This is a genomic window from Streptomyces sp. NPDC046866, from assembly GCF_040704625.1.
In the GTDB taxonomy this organism is placed as follows: domain Bacteria; phylum Actinomycetota; class Actinomycetes; order Streptomycetales; family Streptomycetaceae; genus Streptomyces.
In genome coordinates this window covers 44,117-60,038 of record NZ_JBEYXN010000032.1, presented here as the reverse complement: position 1 = coordinate 60,038, position 15,922 = coordinate 44,117, and the positions used below count along the sequence as shown (strand labels likewise).

The window sequence follows — 15,922 nt, the reverse complement described above, 5'->3', positions numbered from 1 at the left end:
CCGGGCATCCGACCCGACATCCATCCCATCCCCCGCCGGGGCGCGTGCACCCTCCCGAAGGGACAACCAGACCGCCCTCCGGACCACCAGGCGCACCAGGCGCACCAGATCGCTACGCGCTCCTCATTTCTCGGCGTCCGACGGCCGTTTAGGGCTGATACCCGCACGAAACGACGAACCGAGTGACATGCGGGGGTGCCAGGCGCAGCAGATCGCTACGCGCTCCTCATTTCTCGGCGTCCGACGGCCGTCCAGGGCTGACACCCGCACGAAACGACGAGCCGAGTGACGGGCGCGGGTGGCAGACGCAGCAGACTGCTCCGCGCTCCTCCTTTCTCAGCCCCGGACGGCGGTCGGACGCTGAGACCGGGGCAGCGCGTAGCGATCTGCTGCGTCTGAAGGCCCCGAACGACTCTCGGTTCGTCATTTGGTGCGGGTATCAGCCCCGGACGGCGGCTGGATGGATGTCGGCCCGGATGCCCGGCGCTGCGGGGCGGAGCCTGGTCGCACGTTTGTGACGAGGCCGCTCCTCGAAGATGGACCCGTGCCGTTCTTTTGGGGGTTTCCCGGCAGTCTTCGTTTTTCCGTGGCGGGACGGTCTGTCAAGGGTCGCCGGAGGCGATCGCGTAGCGACGCGACCGCAGGGAGCGCCCTTGACAGGCCGGCCCGACACGGAAGGACGATGAGACTGACGGGAAAGCCCCATACCCTCCCTGATCCGGCTGATGGGGATACGGCTCCCCGGGCCACCGGCCCGCCCCGTACCCCCGAGGGGGATGGCGGGCCCGAGCCGCACCCCCGCACCCCCGCGTCCCCCCGCTCCCCCGCATCCGCCCGAACCCGTCAGCAGGTTCGGCGCCACGCTCCCAGTTCGTACTTCTTCTGCAGAGAGCTCAGCTTCAGTCGGCGCGACACGTCGCAGAAGCGGCTCGGCGGGAGTTCGTACTCCGCGTGGAAGACCGCCTTGTCCGCCTTGATGAACGGGGTCAGTTCCTCGCACTCCTCGTACTGGGCGCACTGCTCGTTGACCGCGAAGTCGAAGTCACCCACCAGCTCGGAAATCTGGTCCAGGTCGTTCTTCAGGCCGACCGACAGGCCCCGCTCGTGGGCCAGCCGCGCGATCAGCCGGTTGTAGCGCAGCTGGTCCTCGGCGCTCAGCGGGAAGCCGGTCTCGTTGCGGTAGCCGTCCATGTTGTCCGGTTCCACCGCGTCGAAGCCCTTGTCCCGGCACATGTCGAACCGCACCGCCATCAGCGGCTCCAGTTCGGCGGTGCGCCGGATGTCGAGCCAGCGCTCGCCCTCCCAGCCGTTGCCCTTGCCGAGCAGTTCCTTCGGGAAGGCGCCCGCGTCCGGGCGGAACTCCTCCCAGGCCCCCGTGGACACGTAGCAGATGGTCCTGCGCCCGGCCTTCTTCAGCCCGGCGACCTGCTCCTTCGTGGTGGTGAACCCGTCGATGTCGTACACGGGCGCCTTCACCGAGGTGTCGAGCCGGCCGCTCAGCTGCCACTGCCAGCCGGTGCCCGGTCTGGGCAGCCAGCGCTCCCCGGGGGCCGGGGCGGGTCCGGCGTCCTCCTCGCCTTCTTCCGGTCCGGCGGTGCAGCCGGCAAGGAGCAGCAGCGGGACGAGGAGCAGCAGCCGGAGCAGGCGCCGCTCCGGACGGCGTTTCATCGGACGGCCTCCAGGGCGTACGGCAGCGTCCCCCACGGGTGCGCGCCGGTCCCCGGGACCGCGCAGTGCACGGCGGCCCCCCGCTCCCGGGCGAGTTCGGCGGCGGGTGCGCCCGGGGGGACGGCGTAGACGAGGTGGCAGAAGCGGTGGGCGGGGTGGTCGGCGGTCCAGGATGGCACGACCGCGTCCCGGTAGGCGTCCCAGGGGCCCTCGAAGGTGACGAGCAGGTCGGCGAGTTCGGCGTAGCCGGGGTGCGGGTGGACGCCGTGGTTGAGGACGAGCGTACGGGCTCCGGCGGCCCGGGCGGCGACGGCGAGCCGGCCGTAGTGCCCGAGCAGGGCCGGTTCCGGGGAGGCCTGGTCGAGGAAGGCCCCGTCGGCCCCGTACCAGTCGCGGTAGCGCAGCAGGTCCTGCACCACGGCGGCGTGGGGGCGGCGCCCGTAGTCGGTGTCGGCGTAGCCGAGGACGGGCACCCCGGCGTCGCACAGCCGCCGGGCCACGGCGGCGAACCGCTCGTCGGGGGCCTCGCCGGGCCCGCTGGCGGGGTTGAGGACCACCGAGTGCAGCCGGTCCGCGGCGCGGATCAGCAGCTCCCAGTCCTCGGGCCGGTCGGCGGGGTGCTCGTAGAGCGGCACCAGCAGCATGGGTCCTTCTTCTCATACGGGTCATACGGGGTGACGGGGTGACGACCGGAGTGACGGAACGCACGGCAGTCAGCGGTGTGCCGTGGCCCGGCCCAGGAGCAGGCAGACGAGCGTGGCGAGCACGGCGGCGGCGTTGCCGGCGGTGACGAGCTGCACCAGCCGCGGCTGCCCGAGGCCCAGCAGCAGGGCCAGGCTCTGGGCGAGGGCCGCCGAGGCGCAGACCGCGGCGGCGGCCCGGACCGCCCCGAAGGACTGCAGGAGCAGCCCGGTCCACATCACGCCGCCGAGCAGCAGCAGGGTGGCGACGCGGACCGGGGTCAGGCCCGGCGCGCCCGGCCAGAACAGGGTGCCGACGACGCCGAGGGCCAGCAGCACCGCCAGGTAGACGGCGATGCAGCGGGCCAGCGTGGCGAGCATCCGCAGCCGGAACTGGCGGGGTGAGCGGGCCGCCCGCAGCCCGGCGAGGCTGCCGCTGCGGAAGCGGTGGAGCAGCCATTCGGCGGGTCCCATGCTGAGGGTGAGCGCCACCGCGGAGGGCGCGGCGACGGCCTCGGCGGGGCCTCCGGCGAGGACCTCCCCGAGGGCGGCGTACAGCACCAGCAGGCCGGTGCCGAGGCCGAAGACGCCGTACGGGACGGAGTCGGCGAGCCGCGGCCGCTGCGGGCCGTACTCCTCGCCGTCGCCGCGCAGCATCCGCCAGCGGACCGGGCCGCCGCCGGGCGCGGCGGGGCGGCGGCTCCACGGCGGCCGGTGCTCGCTGCGCCGGCGGATCCTGCGCGCGGCGGCCCGTACCGCGTCGGGCAGCGGCAGTTCCCGTACGGCGAGGGCGCAGGCGGCCAGCAGGGAGGCGGCCAGCAGGCCCACCCGCAGCGGCAGCGGCAGGTCGGTGACGAGGGCGAGCAGCGCGCCGGCGGTCATCGGGGCGAGCGCGGCGAAGAGCAGCCGTTCCCGGCCGAGGACGAGCAGGACGGTGGCGGCGCCGACGTAGACGGCCTGCCCGGCGGCGAAGGCGTAGCTGAACGGGGGCCCGCCGGGCACGGTGAGCGCGGCGGCGATGCCGAGCAGGGCCCCGGTGGGGGCGCCGACGAGCAGGGTCCGCCCGGCGGCGGCCCGGTCGCCCAGGCCCAGCCAGGAGTAGGCCCGGTGGGACAGGGTCTGGTCCCACACCCAGCCGATGAGCGCCCCGGCGAGGAGGGTGAGGGTGCCGGCGGGCAGGCCGAGCCGGTCGGGCGGCCCCTCCAGCAGGGGGGCGCCCAGGACGTAGGCGAGGCCGGGCAGTGCGAAGATCACCCCGCGCAGCAGGCAGGCGGCCAGGGGCACCTTCCAGGGGTCGGTGCGTTCCTCGGGCTCGGGGAAGGAGCGCGGCACCCGGGCGTAGAGCGCCTCGGCGAGGTCGAAGGAGTCCCGGCGGCCGTAGGTGAGGCGGATGTGCTCGTCGGTCATCCCGTCGGATTCGAGGATGGCGGCGATCTCGTCTGGGTGGACGGCGGCCGCGATGAACCCGTCGAGGCGCTCGGCGAGTTCCTCCATGGGGTCGGCGGCGGCGCAGGCGGTTCCCGGCCCGGTGCGGCGGGGCCGGGGGATGGCGGGCAGGGTGTCGCCGCCGGGGACGCGCAGCCAGAGGGATCCGCTCACCACAGGCTCCCGTCGGCGGCGAGTTCGCGGTACCAGGGGTCGGCGAGCCGCTGGGTCCAGTCGTCGCCGGCGCGGACGGGCAGGACCGGCTGGCCGGCGAGTTCCCGGTAGATGTGGCGGAAGCCGTCCACGGACTGGTGGAGGGTGAACTTCTCCACGACCCGTTTGCGGGAGAGCCGGCCCAGCTCGGCGCGGCGCGCGTCGTCGCGGAGGAGGGCGAGGGTGGCGCGGGCCATGGTCTCGGGCTCGCGCGGCGGGACGACCAGTCCGGTGTCCCCGACGGCCTCGCGGACGCCGCCGACGTCGGTGGAGACGGTGGTGCGGCCGCAGGACATGGCCTCGATGATGCTGAAGGGGAAGCCTTCGCTGATGCTGGAGAGCATCACGATGCTGCCGGCCGCGTAGGCGCGGGAGACCTGGGCGATGCGGCCCTCGTAGGTGATGCCGTCGGTGACGCCCAGTTCGGCGGCGAGCTTCTCCAGGCGCAGCTTGTACTCCTCGCAGCCGGCGGGGACGGGGCCGAAGAGGCGCAGCCGCAGGGCGGGCAGTTCGGCGCGCATGAGCGTGTAGGCCCGGATCAGGGTTTCGAGGTCCTTGATCGGGTCGATGCGGCCGCACCAGCTGAGGGTGGGCACCTCGGGTTCGGGTCCGGCCTCGGGGAAGGCGTACGGGTCGACGCCGTTGTAGACGGTGCGGATCCGGTCGGCGGCGGCGCCGCCGCGCTCCTCCCAGCGGCGGTTGTACTGGTTGCAGGGGGTGATCAGGTCGGCCTGCCGGTAGCCCTCGCTGTTGAGTTCGCGGTAGAAGCCGAGGAGGAGGGCCTTGACGGGCCAGCGCTGGGCGGCGGTGCGGTAGCCGAGGTAGCGCTCGCGCAGGTAGATGCCGTGCTCGGTGAGGAGGAAGGGCACCCGGTCGAGGTGTTTGGCGGCGAGGGCGGGGAGGGTGGCGAGGCCGCTGCTGACGGCGTGCGCGACGCTGTCGGGCGGGATGCGTACGGCCAGCGGGCGCAGCGCGTGCTCCAGCAGGTCGGTGGCGGTGAGCGCGTCGTGGATGGTGGGCGCGGCGGCGGCCGTGGCGAGGCCCGGGCGGGTCCAGACGGCCATGAGCAGCCGCAGGACCGTTTCGGAGCGCAGGGCCGGGGCGAGGCCGCCGGCCCGGGCGAGGACGGCGAGTTCGCGCAGGGCCTCGGAGAAGCCTCCCCGGGCTGGGTCGAGGAGGGAGAGCAGGAAGGTTTCGTAGGTGTCGGTGAAGCGGCGGTGTGCCTTGCCGCGCAGGGCCGCGCGGCGGGTGCGGCCGGGCGGCGGGCCCCACAGGGGCACGGCGGTGTGGCGGTAGACGTTGCGCGGCAGCTCCCAGGTGACCGGTTCGCGGCCGGTCCCGGTGAGGGCCATGACGTTGAAGTCGACCTCCGGCATCCCGCGGACCAGTTGGTCGCACCAGGTGCTGACGCCCCCGTGGACGTGCGGATAGGTGCCTTCGGTGAGCATGGTGACATGACGCCCATGGCTCATGTGCTGTGTCCCCCCGGACTGTTTTTCGGGGCGCGTTCGCTTCCGGGAGCAAACTCGGCCGGCGACGGCGGGCGTGGGTCCTCGGAAAACCGCTCGTTCCTCACGGTTTCCTCCGGGCGCTCGCCCGCCTTCGCGGCAGGCTCCCTTCGGCTCACGCGCGCCAGGCGGCAGCCGAGCGGGGGGCGAGGCCCGCTCGGCCGGACGAAAGGGTGGTGCGGGTCGGGTCAGCTCGGCAGCTTGAGCGTGACCGTGCTCTGGAGCAGTTCGGGCGCGGTCCAGGCCGAGCGGGTGCCGGCGTAGGCGGTGCCGAAGTCGGCGGTGCCGAGCAGGAGCTGCTTCTTGGTGCCGTTGGGTGCGGTGACCGGGGCGACGACGCCGGAGGGCGCCTTGACGGTGACCGTGGTGCCGATGCGGTAGGCGGTGACGCGGCCGTCGGCGAGGGCCTTGTCCCAGGCGGCCCGGCGGCCGAGCTCGACGCCGGTGTCCTTCATGCTCTGGTTGACGATCGGTGCGCTGGGCGCGAAGAGGGTGCGGTAGGTGTCGAGGACGCCGTCGAGGACGGGGTAGAGCGTGCGGTCCTCGGCCAGGTTCGACTGGTGGACGTAGTGCGGGCGCGGGTCGTTGGCCAGCACGTGGCGCAGGGCGGTGCGCGCCTCGGCGGGCACGATGTAGTCCAGGTAGCCGGTGTTCGGGTCGAGGGGGGCGGGCAGGCAGGTGGAGGTGGCCGGGTTGTCCTCGCAGATGCCGCTGCCGCCCTGGGCGCGGCTGGTGTAGATCCAGTTGTACTCGTCGGCCATCTCGGCGTTGGTGCCGGTGTTGTAGTACACGTTCATCGGGTGGCGCGGGACGGTCAGGGCCGCGCCGACCGGGCGCTGCGCCGGTTCGCGCGAGTTGTCGCTGCCGACCCACTTGACCCCGTTGTCGGCGAGCGCCCCGGCGAGGTTGGGGTTGTCCTGGGGCTGTTGGGGGAGGGTCTTGAGGCCGGAGTGCTCTCCGGTGACGAGTTCGCTCCGGTCGGTGGTGATGCCCTTGGAGGCGGCCCAGGTGTTGTTGTCGCGGATCTGTGCGGAGATCTCGGCGCGGCTCATCCAGTTGACGGCGCCCGTGGCGTCCTTGGTGCAGGTCCACGGGATGACCGTGGTGTCCTGGACGCAGCCGAGGAAGGGGTGGGTGTAGGTGTGGTTGAGCCACCGGTACTTGGCGCGGTCGGCGACGAGTTGGGCCGTCAGGGCGTCGGTGCCGCCGTTCTCGCTCTTCCACTCCTCGCCGGCGCCGGCGTTGAAGAGGAGGTCGAGCTTGAAGTTCTTGCTCTGCTGCCACTGCGCCGCGTACTGGGCGTCGGCGGCGGTCATCCTGATGGTGCTCTCGCGGCCCTCGCCGCCAGCGCAGGCGTAGTCGCCGGGGGTGCAGTTGAGGTCCTTGTTCCAGCGGGCGTCGGGTGCGAAGACGTCGTCGACGTGGACGGCGAAGTAGTTGCGGCTCTGCCCGAGGTGGACGCCCTGGGTGAGCCAGTCGACGATGCCGCGGGCGAGGAGCCGGAACTGCTGCTGGTACTGGTTGTAGCCGAAGGTGACGACGAGTTCGCTGCGGCCGTCGTGGGCGTACTCGCCGACCAGCGAGGCGCGGCCGGAGCCGACGGGCGCGTCGACGTAGCTGGTGTAGCCGGCGCGCGGCCTGCCCATGAAGCCGTAGCTCTCCGGGACCAGCGCGGAGTTGTCCTCGAAGGCGACCTGTCCGCCGAGGTAGCCGAAGGGGCCCGCCTTGCCGGCGGCGGTGACGGCTGCCTGGGTGCCGTCGAGCTGCCCGCTGTAGCCGCCGTTGTCGGTGTACTCCAGGCCCACGCCCGGGTGGGCCCAGGTGTAGGCGTCGACCTGGCGGATGCCGTACGCGGTCTCGTACGCGGTCAGCGCGGCCATCTCGGCGGAACCCTCGCCGAAGGGGTTCTCGTTGGGCAGGACGACGCCCTGGTACTTCGCGCGCGGCCGGCCGTCGACGGTGTCGGCGAGGAAGGCCGCGTCGATGACCGGGCGGCCGCTGCTGCCGAGCTGGACGCGGGTGTACGGGACGCCCGTGTCGCGGAGCTCCGCGGTGATCGCCTCGACCGAGCTGCCGCCGTCGTCGACGACGAGCACCTTCAGGTCGATGCGCGGTGCCGCGGCCGCCGCCTGGGCGGACGCGGCGGGCGTTGCGACGGATACCAGGGCGGCTGCGGCCATTGCGGCGGCAACCCTGTTCATCCGGTTCTTTTTGACCATGTCGGCCTTTCCCCCCGCAGGCACTGCTCGACCGCGGCCCATGGCGGCAGGCCGGGCCGAGGAGGCTCTGTGGAAATCATGCAAAGGGACCCCGCGTCCCCTTGCGAGAGTGGCTCGAGTCTCTCGGGACCTCGTCAGGTCCACGGGCCAAACCTGGGGCGAAGACCACAGATGGGTGAATCTGGCGGCCGCGGAATAGAACAACCTCCCAAACCTTCGAGTGGCGTACGGACGACCGCCTACGCGTAGGCTCATTTCTGGCGGCCGTCGGGCCGGAATACGATCGCTCCGGATGGCCGTCCACCCACTCGGCCCACAACACAAACGGAAGCGAGACCTCACCACCGTGACTGCTCTGACTCTCAGCACTGCCGGCGCGGCGACGCTGCGCGCCGACGCCCTCGTGGTCGGCGTGGCGAAGGGCCCGAAGGGCCCGGTCGTCGCCCCGGGCGCCGAGGCCGTGGACACGGCCTTCGACGGCAGGCTCGCCGCCGTGCTCGACGCGCTGGGCGCCTCCGGCTCCGAGGGCGAGACCACCAAGCTGCCGGCGCCGGCCGGCCTGAAGGTCCCGGTCGTGCTGGCGGTCGGCCTCGGCCCGGCCCCGGAGCAGGACGAGTCGTTCGACGAGGAGGCCCTGCGCCGCGCCGCCGGTGCCGCCGCCCGCGCGCTGCACGGCAGCAAGAAGGCCGCCTTCGCCCTCCCCCTGGAGGACGCCTCGGCCGTCACCGCCGTCGCCGAGGGCGCGCTGCTCGGCGCGTACGCCTTCACCACCTACCAGGGCGGCGAGAAGAAGGCCTCCGCTGCCGCCAAGAACGGCGGCCCGAAGCGCCCGCTGGCCGAGGTGGTCCTGCTCGGCGGCAAGCCGCGCGACAAGGAGCACAAGGCCGCGGTCGAGCGCGCCGCCGTCGTCGCCTCCGAGGTGAACACGGCGCGCGACCTGATCAACACCCCGCCGAACGACCTCACCCCCGCCGCCTTCGCCGCCGTCGCCACGGCGACCGGCAAGGAGCACGGCCTGAAGGTCCAGGTCCTGGACGAGAAGGCGCTGCTCAAGGGCGGCTACGGCGGCATCATGGGCGTCGGCAAGGGCTCCGAGAACCCGCCGCGTCTGGTGAAGATCGCCTACACCCACCCCGAGGCGGAGAAGCACCTCGCCTTCGTCGGCAAGGGCATCACCTACGACTCGGGCGGCATCTCCCTGAAGCCGGCCGGCCACAACGAGACGATGAAGTGCGACATGTCCGGCGCCGCCGCCGTCTTCGCCGCCGTCGTCGCGGTCGCCCGCCTGGGCCTGCCCGTCAACGTCACCGGCTGGCTCGCGCTCGCCGAGAACATGCCGTCCGGCTCCGCCACCCGCCCCGGCGACGTCCTGCGCATGTACAGCGGGAAGACCGTCGAGGTCCTCAACACCGACGCCGAGGGCCGCCTGGTCCTGGGCGACGCGCTGACCAAGGCCTCCGAGGAGAACCCGGACGCGATCGTCGACGTCGCCACCCTCACCGGTGCGATGGTGCTGGCCCTGGGCAACCGCACGTTCGGCATCATGGCCAACGACGACGCCTTCCGGACCTCGATCCACGAGATCGCCGAGGAGGTCGGCGAGGCGTCCTGGCCGATGCCGCTCCCCGCCGACCTGCGCAAGGGCATGGACTCCCCCACCGCCGACATCGCCAACATGGGCGAGCGCATGGGCGGCGGCCTGGTGGCCGGCCTCTTCCTGCAGGAGTTCGTCGGCGAGGGCATCACGTGGGCCCACCTCGACATCGCGGGCCCCGCGTTCCACGAGGGCGCCCCGTACGGCTACACCCCCAAGGGCGGCACCGGCTCGGCCGTGCGCACCCTGGTGCGGCTGGCCGAGCGCACCGCCACCGGCGACCTCGGCTGAGGCACCTCCCGTACGGGCCGCACCGCACGCACCCCCGGCGGGAGCGGTGCGGCCCGGTGTGACGCACGACGCACCCCCGGCCCCCAGGGCCCGCTCGACGGGTCCGGGGGTGGTCCGGGAGTGCCCGCGCAACGAAATCCGTAGGTTTCTACGCCTCGGTAACCCCACCTTCGGACAGAACGACCTGCCACAGTCCGGGCCCGGCGTCCCGCGTTCCCCCGACAAATGCGAAGATGGGTTCTCGGCAGGACAGGGCCCCCACCACAGGGCCGAAGAAACAAGCGGCCGAATACCAGCCGCCGCCCGGTCACAGAGGACCGGTGCCCGGCGCACATGCATGGAGGACGTGACGTGGCGAACGACGCCAGCACCGTTTTCGACCTAGTGATCCTCGGCGGTGGCAGTGGCGGTTACGCCGCGGCTCTGCGCGCTTCCCAGCTGGGTCTGGACGTTGCCCTGATCGAGAAGAACAAGCTCGGCGGCACCTGCCTGCACAACGGCTGCATCCCCACGAAGGCCCTGCTGCACGCGGGCGAGATCGCGGACCAGGCGCGCGAAGCCGCCCAGTTCGGCGTCAAGGCCTCGTTCGAGGGCATCGACATCGCGGGCGTGCAGAAGTACAAGGACGAGGTCATCTCGGGCCTGTACAAGGGCCTGCAGGGCCTGGTCGCCTCCCGCAAGGTGACGTACATCGAGGGTGAGGGCCGCCTCTCCTCGCCGACCTCGGTCGACGTCGACGGCCGGCGCATCCAGGGCCGCCACGTCCTGCTGGCGACGGGCTCCGTGCCGAAGTCGCTGCCGGGCCTGAACATCGACGGCAACCGGATCATCTCCTCGGACCACGCGCTGGTCCTGGACCGCGTCCCCGAGTCCGCGATCATCCTGGGCGGCGGCGTCATCGGCGTCGAGTTCGCCTCGGCGTGGAAGTCCTTCGGCACCGACGTCACCGTCATCGAGGGCCTCAAGCACCTCGTCCCGGTCGAGGACGAGAACAGCTCCAAGCTGCTGGAGCGCGCGTTCCGCAAGCGCGGCATCAAGTTCAACCTGGGCACCTTCTTCGAGAAGGCCGAGTACACCGAGAGCGGTGTGCGGGTCACCCTCGCGGACGGCAAGACCTTCGAGGCCGAGGTGCTGCTGGTCGCCATCGGCCGCGGCCCGGTCTCCCAGGGCCTGGGCTACGAGGAGCAGGGCGTCGCGATGGACCGCGGCTACGTCCTGGTCGACGAGTACATGCAGACCAACGTGCCGACGATCTCGGCCGTGGGCGACCTCGTCCCGACCCTCCAGCTCGCGCACGTCGGCTTCGCGGAGGGCATCCTGGTCGCGGAGCGCCTCGCGGGCCTGAAGACCGTCCCGATCGACTACGACGGCGTTCCGCGCGTCACCTACTGCCACCCCGAGGTCGCTTCCGTCGGCATCACCGAGGCCAAGGCCAAGGAGATCTACGGTGCGGACAAGGTCGTGGCCCTGAAGTACAACCTGGCGGGCAACGGCAAGAGCAAGATCCTGAAGACCGCGGGCGAGATCAAGCTCGTCCAGGTCAAGGACGGTGCCGTGGTCGGCGTCCACATGGTCGGTGACCGGATGGGCGAGCAGGTCGGCGAGGCCCAGCTGATCTACAACTGGGAGGCCCTGCCGGCGGAGGTCGCGCAGCTCATCCACGCGCACCCGACCCAGAACGAGGCGCTCGGCGAGGCCCACCTGGCCCTGGCCGGCAAGCCGCTGCACTCCCACGACTGATCGTCCCGGGCGCGACGACCACTTCCGCACTTTCGTAAGGAGCAACTGAAACCATGGCGGTTTCTGTAACCCTTCCGGCGCTCGGCGAGAGCGTCACCGAGGGCACTGTCACCCGCTGGCTCAAGGCCGAGGGCGAGCGCGTCGAGGCCGACGAGCCGCTGCTCGAGGTCTCGACCGACAAGGTCGACACCGAGATCCCCTCGCCCGCGTCCGGCATCCTGGCCTCCATCAAGGTCGCCGAGGACGAGACCGTCGAGGTCGGCGCCGAGCTCGCCGTCATCGACGACGGCTCCGGCGCTCCGGCCGCGGCCCCCGCCCCGGCTGCCGCCGAGGCCCCCGCCGCCGCTCCGGCCCCCGCGGCCGAGGCTCCGGCCGCTGCCGCCCCGGCCCCGGTCGCCGAGGCCCCCGCCGCCGCCCCCGCTGCCGCCCCGGCCGCGTCGGGCACCGATGTCGTGCTGCCCGCGCTGGGCGAGTCCGTCACCGAGGGCACCGTCACCCGCTGGCTGAAGTCGGTCGGCGAGACGGTCGAGGCCGACGAGCCGCTGCTCGAGGTCTCCACCGACAAGGTCGACACCGAGATCCCCGCGCCGGTCTCCGGCACGCTGCTCGAGATCGTGGTCGGCGAGGACGAGACCGCCGAGGTCGGCGCCCGCCTGGCCGTCATCGGTGTCGCGGGTGCCGCTCCGGCCGCCCCCGCCGCTGCCGCTCCGGCCGCCCCGGCTGCCGCTCCGGCTCCGGCCGCTCCGGCTCCGGCTCCGGCTCCGGCTCCGGCCGCCGCTGCTCCGGCCCCGGTGGCTCCGGCCGCCCCGGTCGCCGCTCCGGCTCCGGTCGCCCCGGCCGCCCCCGTGGCCGCTCCGGCCCCGGTCGCCCCGGCTGCCCCGGCCGCCGCTGCGGCCGCTCCCGCCGCCGCGGTCTCCGCCGGTGACGAGGGCGCGTACGTGACCCCGCTGGTGCGCAAGCTCGCCCAGGAGTCCGGCGTCGACCTGAACACGGTCACGGGCACCGGCGTCGGCGGCCGTATCCGCAAGCAGGACGTCCTGGCCGCCGCCGAGGCCGCCAAGGCCGCCGCTGCCGCCCCGGCTCCGGCCCCGGCTGCCGCCGCTCCGGCCGCCAAGGCCCCCGTGGCCGCGGTGTCCGAGCTGCGCGGCCAGACCGTCAAGATGACCCGCATGCGCAAGGTCATCGGCGACAACATGATGAAGGCGCTGCACTCGCAGGCCCAGCTGTCCTCCGTGATCGAGGTGGACATCACCAAGATCATGAAGCTGCGCGAGCAGGCCAAGGCCTCCTTCCTGGCCCGCGAGGGCGTCAAGCTCTCCCCGATGCCGTTCTTCGTCAAGGCCGCGGCCCAGGCGCTGAAGGCCCACGCGGTCGTCAACGCCCGGATCAACGACGACGAGGGCACCATCACCTACTTCGACTCGGAGAACATCGGCATCGCCGTGGACTCCGAGAAGGGCCTGATGACCCCGGTCATCAAGGGTGCGGGCGACCTCAACCTGGCCGGCATCGCCAAGGCGACCGCCGACCTGGCCGGCAAGGTCCGCTCCAACAAGATCACGCCGGACGAACTGTCGGGCGCGACCTTCACCATCAGCAACACCGGCTCGCGCGGTGCGCTCTTCGACACCGTCATCGTGCCGCCGAACCAGGTCGCCATCCTGGGCATCGGTGCCACGGTCAAGCGCCCGGCCGTCATCGAGACCGCCGAGGGCACCGTCATCGGCGTCCGCGACATGACGTACCTGACCCTGTCCTACGACCACCGCCTGGTGGACGGCGCGGACGCGGCCCGGTACCTCACCACCGTCAAGGCGATCCTCGAGGCCGGCGAGTTCGACGTCGAGCTCGGCCTGTAAAGCACGTACTGCCCCTTCGGCAGCACCCGTACGGCGCCCCTGTCCGGAAAACACTCCGGGCGGGGGCGCCGTCGTCTTACCCTGCCGGTCCAGAAGTGGGGAACGTCCGACGGGGGGGCTCGCAATGGCGCGGACACGGGTGGTGGATCTGGTCGTGGTCCTGCCGGGCATCATGGGCAGCCGGCTGGCGAGCGCCGACGGCAAGGCGGTCTGGGACCTGTCGGGCGGCGCCCTGGTGCGCGGCCTGCGCCTCTTCGGCGACTCGCTCGGCACGCTCCGCCTCCCGAAGGACACGGGCGACGGCCACCCGGGGGCGGGAACCTGCTCCCGTTCCCGTACGTCTGGCGCCCGGACCGCGGCTCCCTCGCCGCCCTGGCCCACCTGGTGAACGGCCTGCACCGGGGCTGGGGCCGCTTCGGCAGCGACTTCACCGCCTTCGCCCGCAGCCTCCCCTCGCTGCACATCAGCCCGCCCCGGACTACGCCTGCGTGGCGGTGCCGGGGGGCGGCCTCGCGTACGCCCGGCGACCTGCCGGGCCTGCCGGGGGTGGACCCGCACCTCCTCGCGGACGCGGCCGCCTTCCACGCGGACCTGCGCCGCGCGGCGGCCACCCGCGCAACCCCCGTTCCCCTCCACGCCGTCACCGGCATCCGCCAGCCCACCCCCACCACGGCGGAGCTCACCGGAGACGGGCTGACCCCGCTGTGGCTGATCCGCGGCACGGACGAGCGGGGCGACGGCGCGATCCCCCGCCTGGCGTCCCGCCCCGCGAACGCCGACCTGTCCTGGGACGCCGTGGCCGGGCTGCTGGGGCAGCACCGTCCCTTCCACCGGGTGAGGGCGTCGCGGAGGACGCGGTCCCGCTGAGCGTGCTCGCCCCGCCGCTCCTGGAGCCGGGAGCGGCGTACGAGGCGGCGGTGACGGTCCCCTCCGCCACCCCCGACCACGACGGGCTGCACCTCACCGCTGAACTCCGCCCGGCCGACGGCGCGGAGCCGGTGGGCCGGACGGTCCGCCCGCTGGGCGAGGGCCGCTACACGCCGCGTTCCCGGCCCCGGCCCCCGGCGCGTACCGCCTGGCCGTACGGGTCACGGACCGCCCGAAGGGCGCCGCAGGGGGCGGGATCCGGGGCCGGCCCTCGGCATCGTGGTCGAGCACTACGAGAGCGGCCCCTGGAGGCGCGGGGCTTACCGTGCTCCCGGACCCGCGTCGGGCGGCCCTGCCCCGCGCGATGAAGGACTGGACGACGGGCTGGGAGGCGACCAGCGGGCGCGGCCCCGCCGTCACCTGTGGTCCGGCCACGGGGTACGCAGCGAGCAGGACCTGCGCCTGGTCGTCCGCGACACGGACGATCCCGCCTACGGGGACGAGACGTATTCGGCCAACTTGCTGACCGAGGCGGCGCTGCGCAGCAAGGCGGACCAGATGCTGCTGCTCATCGACACCTGCCGCGCGGGGGCGGGCGTACTGGAGTCCCTGGAGACGGCGTTCGGCAAGCTGTCCGCGCGCAACCTCCCGCCGGGGCGGTCGGCCTGGCTCGGGGTGCTCGCGAGCAGCCGCCCCCAGGAGAAGGCCGAGGCCGCCGGCATCCTGCTGGACACCCTCACCCGGGTGCTGCGCGAGGGGCCGGGCACGGCCGGGTACCGGCACGAGTGGAGCAGCCGGAACGGGCAGGTCAGCGGTGCCACCGTCATCAACACCGTGCTGGCCCAGTGGCCGCAGGAGGTCCGACCGGGCGCACCGACATCGCCGCGCACGGAGCCCTGCGGAGACCGGTGACCCGCACAGCGACGCACTCGCCACCGTCACCGAAGCCGTGGGAATCCGGCGCGCCCTCGCCGAGGACGACCTTGCCGCCCACCTCCCCGACCTCGCAGGCGCCCTCAACAACCTCGTCAATGGGCAGGCGCAGAAGGGGAATTGGCGGGCCGCACTCGGCACGGCCGCCGAGGCCGAGAGTATCCGGCGCGCCCTCGTCGAGGACGACCCTGCCGCCCACCTCCCCAACCTCGCCACGAGGCACACCCTCGCCGGCATCCGGGCGGAGAATGGGGGACCATCGCGGAGCGCTCAGGGCCGCCGCCGTAGCCGTCGGCATCGAGCGCGCCCTCGCGGAGGACCACCCCGCCGCCCACCTCCCCGCCCGCCATGGCCCGCGCAGCCGGCGTCCGGGAGGCCCTTGCCGCCTGCGCCGAGGCCGAGCGGGCGCTCGCCGCGCATCCGGAGTCGGCGCGCCTCTCCCCGTACTGCGTGGGGAGTTGGAGGTGCACGCCGGTGATGCCGAGTCGGGTCTGCGCGCGCTCGTCTCCCTGGCCGGAGCCCGGGAACCAGATCGGGCCGCGCTCCGTGCACGGCAGCTCCTGCGCGCCCGGAGCCGGTCCGATGACGGGCGCACGGCCGCGCTCGCCACCCTCTGGAACCTGGCTTCGGCATGGCTCGCCTGTCCGACTTGGGCCGCTTCCCATGCGTTCTGGGACGAGCACGGCGCCGGAACTCCGGTTGCCGCAGACGCTGTGGGCACTGGAGGAACTCCCTTTGGCCGGCGTGCTGCCCGCCGAGGAGACCTGCGGATCGCGCGGCCGCCCACCTCGCCCTGGCCGGTGCCTTGGCCGGCCGGCCCGACGCACGCGGGCCCGACCCCGTCGCCTGGGCCGGCCGACCCGTCCACCCGGGAGATCCTCGCCGCGGCCGAAGGCGGCACCGCCTGACCGGATCGCTGCGGCTG

At 73.3% G+C, this 15,922-nt stretch carries 11 protein-coding genes; 6 read left to right on the top strand and 5 right to left on the bottom strand.

Annotated elements, in window-relative coordinates; all coding sequences use genetic code 11:
- Window positions 1–843: 843 nt before the first annotated feature.
- The 5 genes from AB0953_RS31815 to AB0953_RS31795 form a co-directional block, all read right to left on the bottom strand.
- A complete protein-coding gene (locus AB0953_RS31815) occupies window positions 844–1,668 on the bottom strand; it encodes an endo alpha-1,4 polygalactosaminidase (protein ID WP_366863047.1) in 825 nt (274 codons plus the stop codon).
- Window positions 1,665–2,312, bottom strand: coding sequence for a spherulation-specific family 4 protein (locus tag AB0953_RS31810; RefSeq protein ID WP_366863046.1), 648 nt, complete (start codon window positions 2,310–2,312; stop codon window positions 1,665–1,667). Before AB0953_RS31810 ends, AB0953_RS31815 begins: the two co-directional genes overlap by 4 nt.
- 69 nt (window positions 2,313–2,381) lie before the next feature.
- The gene (locus AB0953_RS31805; RefSeq protein WP_366863045.1) at window positions 2,382–3,947 is read right to left on the bottom strand and encodes a hypothetical protein; all 1,566 of its coding nucleotides are present in this window, start codon (window positions 3,945–3,947) and stop codon (window positions 2,382–2,384) included.
- Window positions 3,944–5,458: a GT4 family glycosyltransferase PelF gene (pelF, locus tag AB0953_RS31800; protein WP_366863044.1), complete on the bottom strand. Its 1,515-nt coding sequence runs from the start codon at window positions 5,456–5,458 to the stop codon at window positions 3,944–3,946. The genes AB0953_RS31805 and pelF overlap by 4 nt, the downstream gene beginning before the upstream one ends.
- A 224-nt stretch (window positions 5,459–5,682) precedes the next feature.
- Window positions 5,683–7,695: a hypothetical protein gene (locus AB0953_RS31795; protein WP_366863043.1), complete on the bottom strand. Its 2,013-nt coding sequence runs from the start codon at window positions 7,693–7,695 to the stop codon at window positions 5,683–5,685.
- Window positions 7,696–8,059: 364 nt separating this feature from the next.
- Here AB0953_RS31795 and AB0953_RS31790 point away from each other — a divergent pair, with 364 nt between their 5' ends.
- The 6 genes from AB0953_RS31790 to AB0953_RS31765 all read left to right on the top strand — a co-directional run bounded on the left by AB0953_RS31790 (window position 8,060) and on the right by AB0953_RS31765 (window position 14,976).
- The gene (locus AB0953_RS31790) at window positions 8,060–9,598 is read left to right on the top strand and encodes a leucyl aminopeptidase (protein WP_366863042.1); all 1,539 of its coding nucleotides are present in this window, start codon (window positions 8,060–8,062) and stop codon (window positions 9,596–9,598) included.
- Between the two features lie 351 nt (window positions 9,599–9,949).
- On the top strand, window positions 9,950–11,338 hold the full coding sequence (lpdA, locus tag AB0953_RS31785; protein ID WP_366863041.1) for a dihydrolipoyl dehydrogenase: 1,389 nt from the start codon (window positions 9,950–9,952) through the stop codon (window positions 11,336–11,338).
- A gap of 53 nt (window positions 11,339–11,391) precedes the next feature.
- Entirely contained in the window at window positions 11,392–13,197 is a 1,806-nt protein-coding gene (gene sucB / locus AB0953_RS31780) for a 2-oxoglutarate dehydrogenase, E2 component, dihydrolipoamide succinyltransferase (protein WP_366863040.1), read from the top strand.
- A 124-nt stretch (window positions 13,198–13,321) separates the two neighbouring features.
- A complete protein-coding gene (locus AB0953_RS31775; RefSeq protein WP_366863039.1) occupies window positions 13,322–13,585 on the top strand; it encodes a hypothetical protein in 264 nt (87 codons plus the stop codon).
- The gene (locus AB0953_RS31770) at window positions 13,582–14,064 is read left to right on the top strand and encodes a hypothetical protein (RefSeq protein WP_366863038.1); all 483 of its coding nucleotides are present in this window, start codon (window positions 13,582–13,584) and stop codon (window positions 14,062–14,064) included. The genes AB0953_RS31775 and AB0953_RS31770 overlap by 4 nt, the downstream gene beginning before the upstream one ends.
- A gap of 279 nt (window positions 14,065–14,343) precedes the next feature.
- Entirely contained in the window at window positions 14,344–14,976 is a 633-nt protein-coding gene (locus tag AB0953_RS31765) for a hypothetical protein (RefSeq protein ID WP_366863037.1), read from the top strand.
- Window positions 14,977–15,922 lie beyond the last annotated feature (946 nt).